Raw genomic sequence first — 9526 nt, 5'->3', positions numbered from 1 at the left:
GAAACCGACCCCGTTCACCTGGACCAAAACAGCCGAAGAAATCCTCGACTCACTCGCCCGCTTCTGCCAACGGATCTCCGGCGCGGGACACTAGCATCCCGGCAGCAAAGCTGTGACCAGCGCCGGAACTTGACAGCTGTAGATAAGGCCCGCCGCGCGGTTCCGCTTCGCTCCGCAGCTCATCGGGGCGCTCGAGGACGAACGGCCGGTCGAGTGAAGCGCGCGCCGGGGCCCTCGCCCGAGCATGGCCTCCCGCCGTCCACGAGTTCACCGACCACGAGGTGCTGCGCATCGGGGGCACACTCGTGAAGATCGATGATGAGCCGATGGGGAACCTCTAGGAACTCCCCGAGGGACTCAGCCCCTCCACGGCGAGCCGGAACAGCCGGTCCGCCTCGGCGGCGGGGTCGCGGCGGTGCTCCGTGGCCAGGACGATGCCGACGGCGAGCGTGATCAGGTCGGCGACCGTGACCTGTGCCGTCACCGCACCGTCCCGCACAGCACGCCGCAGCAGTGGGACCCCCGCCTGCTCCAGCGCCGCCGAGCACGAGTTCTCGTGCACAGAGTCGGGCGCGGACCCCTCGTAGGACAGCGCCGCCGCCAGCCCGCTGGCGGCCACGCAGTAGGCGACGACCTCCCCCAGCCACTCCAGCAGCGCGTCCCGGCTGTCACCCTCGCCGGTCAGCTCCCGCGCGCGGTCGCTCAGTGCGGCGATCCGCTTGTGCGAGACCGCTTCGAGCAGTGTGCGGCGCGTCGGGAAGTGCCGGCGCACGGTCGCGGACCCAACCCCCGCCGTACGCGCGATCTGCTCCAGGGACGCGTCGGCCCCGTGGGCGGCGACCTCTTTCTCGGCCACGGTGAGAATGAGCGCGTAGTTGCGTCTGGCGTCTGCACGCTGGCGTTCTGCCATGGAGTTCACCTCGCCCTTTGTTAAATGGCGTGCCCCGCCGTATCTTAGCTGAAAGGAAACGGCGGGCCCCGCCGTTTTTTCCGCAATACGTCAGAGGAGCGCCCGCGTGCCCACAGACTCAGGCGTAGCCCCAGGATCGGTACAGGCACCGGTCCTGGTTACCGGCGCCACCGGCAGGCAGGGCGGCGCCACGGCCCGCGCACTGCTCACGGCGGGGATTCCCGTACGGGCCCTGGTGCGCGACCCGGCGACCGACCGCGCGAAGGCCGTGGAGGCGCTCGGCGCGGAACTGGTCACCGGCGATCTCCACGACCGCGACTCCGTCAAGCGGGCCGCGGAGGGGACCAGAGCGGTCTTCTCCGTTCAGATGCCCCAATTCACGGGGACCGGCTTCGACTTCGAGGGGGAGGTACGACAGGGCGTCAACCTCATCGAGGGGGCGCTGGCCGCGGGGGTGCCGCAGTTCGTGCACACCTCGGTGAGCGGCGCCGGCCAGCACGTAGAAGACCCCGGCTGGGCCGAGGGCCGGTGGGCGTCGTCTGAGGCCACGCTGGGCGCCAAGACCGCGATCCAGGACCGGGTCCGCGAGGCCGGCTTCCCGCACTGGACACTGCTCAAGCCGGGCTTCTTCATGGACAACTTCCGCCCGTCCATGGCGTTCCTGTTCCCTCGCGGGGCTGCGGGCGGCGTCGTGAGCGTCCTCAAGCCCACGACGCACCTCTCCCTCGTCGCGGTGGACGACATCGGCGCGGCGGCGGCCGCGGCGGTGGCCGACCCGGACCGGTTCCACCGCGTCGAGCTGGAGCTCGCGAGCGACTACCTGACGATGACGCAGATCGCCGACGTGCTCTCGCGGGTGCTGGAGGTGCCGCTGAGCGCGCCGGACATGACGGAGGCCGAGGCGCTCGCCGCGGGCATGCCCCCCATGGGGGCCTCGCACGACCGCCTGAACGTGACGGGCCACCCGGCCCGACCGCAGTACGCCACAGCCCTGGGCATCCCCCTCACCTCATTCGAAACCTGGGCCCGCCACCACCTGCGCCCAACCCCCTGACCCCCGGGAGCCATCCGGTGCCCGCCGTAGCGGCCGCGGACCGATTCGACGGGTGCGTCCAAGTCGGTCAACTGGTCCACGTACCGCCGCACGGTGCACCCCTCGCCGAGCCGGTCGGCGGGATCGGCCACAGTCCGGGTGCCGCCCGGCTGCAGCAGCTCCAGGAGTGTCAGCACGCGGCCGGTGGGACCTGGCATGTTCGCGGCCTTACGTGAATACAGGACCGATTCTGTCCACTATGTCTCCTGGTCTGCGACGTGCACGCCTCCAGCACAGCCAAGGAGATTCCCATGGACTCCGTCTCGATCCGCATCATCACCAGCGACGTCGCACGCCTCGTCGAGTTCTACGAGCGAGTTACAGGGATGCAGGCGGTGCGGGCCACCGAGGACTTCGCCGAACTCAAGGCCGCGGGCGCAACCCTCGCGATCGCCAGTACCCGCACCGTGCCGCTGTTCGCCCCGGGCTCTGCCCGCCCGGCGGACAACCACAGCGTGATCACCGAGTTCCTCGTCGACGACGTGGACCGCGTTCACCAGAACCTGACTGGCTTCGTCACCGAATTCGTCAGCGAGCCCACCACGATGCCCTGGGGCAACCGGTCGCTGTTGTTCCGCGACCCCGACGGCAACCTCGTCAACTTCTTCACCCCCGTCACCACGGAGGCCATCGAAAAGTTCGCACGCTGACGCCACGCACAGCCGCTCACGCGGGAGCCCCGAGATCCCAGGGCTCCCGGTGAACGCGGCCGCTCCCGGTGAAAGCGGCCGCCGGAAGGTCTCCGCCTGCGCCGGCACAGTCGCCATTGTCCCGGGTGCGCCAGGGCACCGAGGAGGAGGTGCGCGTTGGCACCGGCGTCTACTCAGTGAGGGCCGGGAGCTCGATGCAGCCGGACGGGATCTCCTCACCCCGAGGATGCGCGATGACCGCCACGTCGCGGCCCCTCGAAGCCCGGCCGGGTTCGCAGCGCGGACGTGTTGTGTGGCGCCACTTGACGTACGGCTACATCGCGCAGCAGGAGGTGTTCGGACCGGTGCTGGTGTTCATGCCCTACGACGACGAGGACGACGCCGTCCGCATCGCCAACAACAGCATCTACGGCCTGTACGGGATCGTCTGCAGCGCCGACACCGAGCGCGCGACGGCGGTGGCACGGCGTATCCGTACCGGATCAATGATGGTCAACGGCGCCCCGCTGTTCGGCAACGCCCCCTTCGGCGGGTACAAGCAGAGCGGCCTGGGCCGTGAGTGCGGCATCTGGGGATTCGAGGAATTCCTGGAGATGAAGGCCATCTCCCTTCCCGCCAACTGACACGCCGTGTTCTACACATCGCGCGATCGAATGCGACGCACACGGCTGGAGTCGCCCTCCTGACGGCGATCAGCAAGAGGCCACGGGCGAACTGCCCGCCCCTTGCCACCCCTGGTCCCACAAGTCCGCGGCCCTGGCCCGGATACGGCGCCCACAGCCGCAGTGCAGGGCGAACCGGCCGTGGCCCGGCGGCCGTTGCTCTATCGGCCGGGCATCCAAGAGCGACCGAGGCCGGGCGGTTGGAGGTGACAGGGGTGCGGGTGTGCAGGGCGCCGGGGGCGGGCAGGGTGCGCGCGGACAGCGGCCTCGACAACCAGTATCAGCCGTTGAATTGGCTCAACGGGCGGGAAGGATTTCTGCCACGCGACCTGGGCGGTCCGTTCGTGACCTCGGAACCGCAGGCCGTCAGCGACGGCGGGTGGCTGGCTCCGTGAGAGCTCGGGAACTTGTGCTCACGCGACGCGGACCTTGCGCGCGGGGCGAAGTGACCTCCCCCTCGACGCCGGTGCCCCATCACTGACTGCCTCATCGAGGGACGCCGGGCACGACGCATCGTCGGGGTGAGTGACGAGGCCGATCAGTGCGGCAAGGCGGCGGCTGGCCGCCTGCAGACCGGCGACCTCCGCCTCCAGCCGTGCGTGCTCGACCAGCAGTCGCGCCGACAGCTCGGCATCGACGTGTCGGGCATCGATGGCCGGCAGGAGCGTGGCGAGCAGCGGGCTGTTGAGCCCGGCGGTGAACAACTGCTGGATGAGCTGCACCCGCGCCACGGCCGAGGCCGGGTAGCGGCGCTGGCCGCTGGTGGTGCGCTGCGGCTCCAGCAGTCCCTGCTCCTCGTAGTAGCGCAGAGCGCGGGTGCTGACCCCGGCCTGCTGGGCCACCTGCCCGATGCGCAGGTGCTCGATCGGCACGGCTCACCCCTTTTCGCCTCACGACGAAACGGTCATCGACTTGACCTTCACGTCGACGTCAAGTCTTAGCGTACCCAGCGCCGGCGAGGGGACGTTCCCTCGCCACTCCCACGTACACGTCGAGAGGATGATCATGCAGATCAACGGGTCCATCGCGCTGGTGACCGGCGCCAACCGGGGCATCGGCCAGCGCTTCGTCGAGCAGCTGCTGGCTGAAGGAGCGCAGAAGGTCTACGCCGGCGCCCGCCGGCCCGACCTCCTGGATGTCAGCGACTCCCGTGTCGTCCCGCTGCACCTGGACCTGTTGGACGAGACATCGGTCTCCCAGGCCGCGGTCGCCGCCTCGGACGTCACCGTGCTGGTCAACAACGCCGGCATCACCACCGGGGCGAACTTGCTGACCTCCCCGGTCCAGGACATCCGCACCGACCTCGAGACGCACCTGTTCGGCACGTTGGGTGTCATCCGCGCCTTCGCCCCGGTCCTGGAGGGTAACGGTGAGGGCGTCATCGTCAACGTCCTGTCGGTCCTGTCCTGGGTCGCTACCGCTGCCGGGTCAGGGTCGTACTCGGTGGCCAAGGCGGCAGAGTGGAACATGACCAACGGTGTCCGGGTGGAGCTGGCCGGCAAGGGCATCCTCGTCCAGGGAGTTCACCTGGGGGCTGCTGATACCGACATGATGGCCGGCAGCGACGGCCCTAAGATCGACCCGGCCGACGTCGCGCGAGCCAGCCTGGCCGGGGTGGCGGCCGGAGCCATCGAGGTCCTGGTCGATGACCCCGCACGGTTCGTCAAGGCCGCCCTCAGCGGCGACCCTGCGCAGCTCTACGGCTGACCTCCGAAGAACCGCGACCGGTCCGACGGCCCGGAGATCCTGTGATGTGCCAGTCTTACGGCTGGTGTGCTGCCTCGGGGGCCGTCGGCGGAGCCGACGGCTGTGCCGGGGTGACGGTGTAGCGCCAGAACGGTCGTACGAGCAGTGCGCCGACGATGACGACGACCAGGCAGAGCAGCGCACTGCCAGTCCACGCGACACCGAGACCCGTGGCGGAGGCCATGGCGCCGGCACGTAGGTCCCCGAGGCGTGGACCGCCACCGACTACGACGGTGAAGACACCTTGCAGACGGCCGCGCATGGCGTCGGGTGCATAGGTTTGCAGAATCGTCTCGCGATAGACCGCGCTGACCAGGTCCGCCGCTCCGGCAGCGGCCAGCAGGACAGCGGCGGCGAATAGTTGATGGACAGTGCCCGCGAGTGCGATGGCAGCCGCCCAGGCGGTGACGGCAATGGCCAGCGCCCGCCCTTGGCGGCGCACTCGCCCGATCCATCCGCTGAACAGCCCCGCTACGACTGACCCGATGGCCAGGGCCGAGTACAACCGCCCCACTCCTCCACCGAAGCGCAGCTGTGCCGCTGCCGGGAAGAGGGCTGTCGGCATGGCCATCGTCATCGCCGCGATATCGACCGCGAAGGACATCCAGAGCACCGGGGCAGCGGCGATGAACCGCAGCCCGTCGAAGACGGAGCGCAGCCCACGGGTCCGGAGACCCGAGCCGGTCGGCTTGATCGAGGGCAGGTTGAGGGCCGAGTACAGCAGGACGGAGAACAGCACCGCGTCAGCGCCGTAGGCCCACGAGTAGCCGTTCGGCAGCGAGATCAGGATGCCCGCCACAAGGGGCCCGGCGACCTGCCCGACATTGCCGACGGTGAAGTACAGCGTATTCGCGGCGGGGACCAAGGGGGCCGGAACGATACGGGGAATGATCGCGCCCCGGGCAGCGGACGACACGGCGAAGGCTGCGGCCTGCACGGCGACGAGGGCGAGGATGAGGGGTACGGAAGACAGATCGGCTACCGCCTGGAACAGCAGGGCGAGGGTGACCGTCCAGGTGAGGCATGCCGACGCCAGGTAGAGCGTGCGGCGGTCGAACCGGTCAGCGATGGCGCCGCCGTACAAGCCGAAGACCACGAGCGGAACGAAGCCGGCCAGCCCCGTCAGCCCCACAGACAGCGACGACCGCGTCAGCGCGTATACCTGTATCGGGATGGTGACGCCGGTGACCATGGTCCCGACGTACGCCGCAGCCTGCCCGATAAGCAGGCGCCGAAAGACAGGGTGCGCCAGCGGGCGGGTATCGAGGGCGACGCCGCGCAGAGCGGACGCCAGCCGGGCTTTCAGCGTCGGTGGGGCTATGGGCGGAAGATCACGCGGGGTGCAGGAAGTCGTGGGCATGGTGATCACGCTGACAGGACCACCCAATGCGCCGCTTCCGATATTCTGCCGTTGCATGTCGGAAAACAGTCAGACGGAGACGGCAACCGAGCCCAGGGGCACCACACATGTCCACCTCGCAGGTGAGGTCATCGGCCGCCACCAGCATGACTATCACCAGCTCCTCTACGTCAGCGCGGGTGTGCTGGCCGTGCAGACGGACGAAGCTTCCTGGGTGGCTTCCAGTGCGCGCGCCGTCTGGATACCGGCGGGCACCTGGCATCAGCACCGGGTGCACGGGCACAGCTCCGTGCACACGCTCGCCTTCGCTGCCGACGACGGCCTCCTGAATTCCCGGACGCCGGTCGTTGTGGCTGTGGATGCCCTGGTGAGCGAGCTGATCATCGCGTGCAGTGAACCGTCCCTCCCGCAACAGGAAACGCGCAACCTGCGCGCCGTCCTGCGGGACCGGCTGCGACGAGCCCTCGTGCAGCCACTGACAGTGCCCACCCCCAACAGCTCCCTGCTGCGTAAGGCGTGCGCGCTGGTGACCGGCGACCTGCGGCAGCCGCGGACTGCCGCGTGGCTCGCACGGAACATCGGAGTGAGTGAGCGTACCCTGGCCCGGCTGTTCAGGACCGAGTTCGGCATGACCTATCCACAATGGAGGACCAACGTCCGGGTGTTCCACGCCATGGTGCTGCTGGCGGAAGGAGCAAGCGTCAGTGAAACAGGGCGACAGTGCGGATGGTCCACGACCAGCGCGTTCATTGACACGTTCGGCAGCACCATGGGTCAGACGCCGGGAAGCTATCGCGTCCCACCCGCCGGGTGAATCCACAAGCCGACTCTCACCGACATCGTGATAGCCGTCCTGGTCCTTCACCACGCATCAGCATGAGGTTGGAAAACGCTCAGTTGAGCGGGGCCCGCCCTGCCTCCAATGCCGCCGAGGAGCGGGGTCTGGGCCTTTCGGCGGCACGGATGTGCACGGCGCCATGACGGCCGCCGGACATCTGTACAGCACCGTAAGTCTCCTCTCCTCGAGGCCGCTGCGCTCTGCCCTGTCGGGCCGCGTGCGCGAAGGCCCCGCCGACGCGCGGATCGCCTCTCAGGGGACAAGGGGCTTTGCGCTGCCGGAGGTCGTTTCCCGGCCTGGCTGGTGGGGCTGGCTGGTGGGGATGCCGGACCGGCGGGCCCAACCACGGTGAGCCGGCCCGGCAGCCCAGGAGCGCGGTGCCGATGGCGCCTGCGAACTCCCCAGGACTGTGGCGCGGGGGTGGCGGCGCCGTGCCCGCACCACCGGTCACCGGGACCAGGGGTAACGGCGAACGAGGGCTGTCCATTCCTCATCCGCCCGGCCAGGAACCAGACGGCCGTCGCTCTCCCACTGCTCGGCGAGCGCGGTGAAGATCGGCTCCAGCCCGGGATGAGGAATCGATTCACTGCCGCTTCGCTGCACGCCGATCACAGGCGTGAGCCGCATCGTCGTGCTCACGCCTGGTTCAACGCTGCCTGGGCCGTCGGGTTACTTACGGCCGGGGCCGGAGTGACGCAGTGCGGTGGGGGCGGCGTTGCCGCCGTCTGACGACTCCCGGCCCGGGTTCCGGCCCTTTCCATTCAGGTGCTGGCCGGTGATCCGTTCTTCTCTTCGGGCCCTGGCCGCCAGCACGCCGACTGCCGGCCAGGGCCCGAAGAACGGGGCCCCGGGTCCGAGGACTGGCGGCTCGGCAGGAGGTCGGCGGGGACATGGCCCCGGGCGATCTGGGCCGACAGAGCCGTGAGTTTTTGCTGCCGGGAGCGGGCGTGGGTGCGCAGCCGGGCGAATGCCTCGTCCAGGGTGATCTCCAGGCGGGCCGCGAGCGCACCTTTGGCTTGCTCGATCACCACGCGGCTGGACAGAGCCTGCCGCAGCTGTCCGTTCTCGCGGCGGACAGCCTCGCGCTTCCGGCGCTGGCCAAGTGCCAGGGCGAGCGCGTCGGCCAGTGTCTGTGCCGCCATCAGCTGTGCCTCGCCTATCGGGCCGGGCCAGGCGTAGAACAGGTTCATGACCCCCAGCAGCCGGTCGTTGCCCTGGTGGGGCAGGGGAAGCGAACTCACCGCGCCGACTCCGGCGCCGTCGGCCTCACCGGCGTACTGGGGCCACTGCCCCCTCGCGGCGGGCAGATCGGTCACGAGCATCGGCTCGCCGCGTTGGAAGCACACCGGTTCCGGGCCCTGCCCACTGGCCACGGCCAACTGCTGCAGCGCCTGAATCGACGGCGAGGTGGCAGCCACCACCGCCAGACCGTCCGCCGGGCCCGCCAGCAGCACCCCGGCACCCCGCACGCCCAACTGTTCCGCAGACCGCTGCGCCACCCGCTGCAAGGACAACTGCTCCTCGACCGACTCGTCCAGCAGCTGACTCATCACCTCAAGTACGAGGTTCGCCAGCCCCTTCTCTGCAGATAAATCCCTCATGCCCCCCACTCCCGCATGTCAGCCGCACGCGTTTGCACGGCCGCACCGCTTGTTCTGCTCTATCGCGGAGTAGGCGTTGAGTCCCCCCGGAATGGCCCTGCATTCCCTGACATAACAACTTTCGAAACCATCTCTGCTGCAGCGCCACACAAGCCTCAGCAGCGCCGGGTGAGACGCTGCCGACCGCCCGGTCTTCGGTGGCCCGGGCCGAGCGCGAGCACTCGCTTCCTCCCCGCCCAGCCTCTGCCACGGCGTCGGTGCAGCCTTCCTCAGGAGCTTCAGGAGTGACAAGCCCAGCGGATCAGAGGAGTTGGCGCAGCTGCTCAGGCTTCGACATGGGCGACGAGCACGAGGGTGCCCAGCGCGGTGCGCACGTAGAGGACGCGCACCGGGCCCATCTCGTACTGGCGGGCGCTGCCGCGCTTCGTCGAGGTGCCGACGGTGGGGAGGGCGGCGATCACGCGGAGGACCACGTCCAGGCGCGCGAGTTCTGCCGGTGCCATGGCGTTGACCTGCTCCAGGGCGACATCGTAGAAGACGATGCGCGCCCGGTGCGGGGGGTGCTGGCCCACTAGTGTCCCGCGCCGGAGATCCGTTGGCAGAAGCGGGCGAGTGAGTCGAGGATTTCTTCGGCTGTTTTGGTCCAGGTGAACGGGGTCGGTTTCT

Annotated in this window: 11 protein-coding genes and 1 pseudogene; 5 read left to right on the top strand and 7 right to left on the bottom strand. The window is 69.3% G+C overall.

The genetic code is table 11. The annotated features are described in order from the left end of the window. Window positions 1-337 precede the first annotated feature (337 nt). Window positions 338-910, bottom strand: coding sequence for a TetR/AcrR family transcriptional regulator (locus ACIREE_RS42205; protein WP_404164865.1), 573 nt, complete (start codon window positions 908-910; stop codon window positions 338-340). Window positions 911-1016: 106 nt separating this feature from the next. Between ACIREE_RS42205 and ACIREE_RS42200 the strand changes: the two genes are divergently transcribed. Then, window positions 1017-1964: an NmrA family NAD(P)-binding protein gene (locus ACIREE_RS42200; RefSeq protein ID WP_404164863.1), complete on the top strand. Its 948-nt coding sequence runs from the start codon at window positions 1017-1019 to the stop codon at window positions 1962-1964. 2 nt (window positions 1965-1966) lie between these two features. On the opposite strand, the pseudogene ACIREE_RS42195 reads toward ACIREE_RS42200, so the two are convergent. Then, window positions 1967-2161 (bottom strand): annotated as a pseudogene (locus ACIREE_RS42195) (transcriptional regulator); the annotation flags it as partial. Between the two features lie 93 nt (window positions 2162-2254). Between ACIREE_RS42195 and ACIREE_RS42190 the strand changes: the two are divergent. Together ACIREE_RS42190 and ACIREE_RS42185 are read left to right on the top strand one after the other, a co-directional pair. Next, window positions 2255-2653 (top strand): VOC family protein, encoded by a 399-nt coding sequence (locus ACIREE_RS42190; RefSeq protein ID WP_404164861.1) that lies wholly within the window; start codon window positions 2255-2257, stop codon window positions 2651-2653. A gap of 233 nt (window positions 2654-2886) precedes the next feature. Continuing rightward, window positions 2887-3276: an aldehyde dehydrogenase family protein gene (locus tag ACIREE_RS42185; protein ID WP_404164859.1), complete on the top strand. Its 390-nt coding sequence runs from the start codon at window positions 2887-2889 to the stop codon at window positions 3274-3276. 452 nt (window positions 3277-3728) lie between these two features. Here ACIREE_RS42185 and ACIREE_RS42180 read toward each other — a convergent pair whose 3' ends face one another. Continuing rightward, window positions 3729-4187 carry a MerR family transcriptional regulator gene (locus ACIREE_RS42180; protein ID WP_404164857.1) on the bottom strand — a complete coding sequence of 153 codons (459 nt, stop codon included), beginning with the start codon at window positions 4185-4187 and terminating at the stop codon, window positions 3729-3731. 133 nt (window positions 4188-4320) lie between these two features. Between ACIREE_RS42180 and ACIREE_RS42175 the strand changes: the two genes are divergently transcribed. After that, window positions 4321-5022, top strand: coding sequence for an SDR family oxidoreductase (locus ACIREE_RS42175; protein ID WP_404164855.1), 702 nt, complete (start codon window positions 4321-4323; stop codon window positions 5020-5022). A gap of 55 nt (window positions 5023-5077) precedes the next feature. Here ACIREE_RS42175 and ACIREE_RS42170 read toward each other — a convergent pair whose 3' ends face one another. Then, entirely contained in the window at window positions 5078-6421 is a 1344-nt protein-coding gene (locus ACIREE_RS42170) for an MFS transporter (protein WP_404164853.1), read from the bottom strand. Here ACIREE_RS42170 and ACIREE_RS42165 point away from each other — a divergent pair. Further along, window positions 6420-7235, top strand: coding sequence for an AraC family transcriptional regulator (locus ACIREE_RS42165; RefSeq protein ID WP_404164851.1), 816 nt, complete (start codon window positions 6420-6422; stop codon window positions 7233-7235). The genes ACIREE_RS42170 and ACIREE_RS42165 overlap by 2 nt on opposite strands. Window positions 7236-7706: 471 nt before the next feature. Here the strand turns inward: ACIREE_RS42165 and ACIREE_RS42160 are convergent, their stop codons facing one another. The 3 genes from ACIREE_RS42160 to ACIREE_RS42150 all read right to left on the bottom strand — a co-directional run bounded on the left by ACIREE_RS42160 (window position 7707) and on the right by ACIREE_RS42150 (window position 9432). Beyond that, window positions 7707-7898 carry a hypothetical protein gene (locus ACIREE_RS42160; protein WP_404164849.1) on the bottom strand — a complete coding sequence of 64 codons (192 nt, stop codon included), beginning with the start codon at window positions 7896-7898 and terminating at the stop codon, window positions 7707-7709. Window positions 7899-8020: 122 nt separating this feature from the next. Further along, window positions 8021-8860, bottom strand: coding sequence for an ANTAR domain-containing protein (locus ACIREE_RS42155; RefSeq protein ID WP_404164847.1), 840 nt, complete (start codon window positions 8858-8860; stop codon window positions 8021-8023). A gap of 323 nt (window positions 8861-9183) precedes the next feature. Next, window positions 9184-9432 (bottom strand): hypothetical protein, encoded by a 249-nt coding sequence (locus ACIREE_RS42150; RefSeq protein WP_404164845.1) that lies wholly within the window; start codon window positions 9430-9432, stop codon window positions 9184-9186. Window positions 9433-9526 lie beyond the last annotated feature (94 nt).

This window comes from Streptomyces sp. NPDC102467 (assembly GCF_044765445.1).
In the GTDB taxonomy this organism is placed as follows: domain Bacteria; phylum Actinomycetota; class Actinomycetes; order Streptomycetales; family Streptomycetaceae; genus Streptomyces.
This window is presented reverse-complemented; position numbering and strand designations above follow the sequence as displayed.

Excerpts from the sequence above, each read along its gene's own strand:
- ACIREE_RS42205 (WP_404164865.1), bottom strand. The coding sequence starts at position 910 with ATGGCAGAACGCCAGCGTGCAGACGCCAGACGCAACTACGCGCTCATT.
- ACIREE_RS42190 (WP_404164861.1), top strand. The coding sequence starts at position 2,255 with ATGGACTCCGTCTCGATCCGCATCATCACCAGCGACGTCGCACGCCTC.
- ACIREE_RS42185 (WP_404164859.1), top strand. The coding sequence starts at position 2,887 with ATGACCGCCACGTCGCGGCCCCTCGAAGCCCGGCCGGGTTCGCAGCGC.
- ACIREE_RS42175 (WP_404164855.1), top strand. The coding sequence starts at position 4,321 with ATGCAGATCAACGGGTCCATCGCGCTGGTGACCGGCGCCAACCGGGGC.
- ACIREE_RS42165 (WP_404164851.1), top strand. The coding sequence starts at position 6,420 with ATGGTGATCACGCTGACAGGACCACCCAATGCGCCGCTTCCGATATTC.
- ACIREE_RS42170 (WP_404164853.1), bottom strand. The coding sequence starts at position 6,421 with ATGCCCACGACTTCCTGCACCCCGCGTGATCTTCCGCCCATAGCCCCA.
- ACIREE_RS42155 (WP_404164847.1), bottom strand. The coding sequence starts at position 8,860 with ATGAGGGATTTATCTGCAGAGAAGGGGCTGGCGAACCTCGTACTTGAG.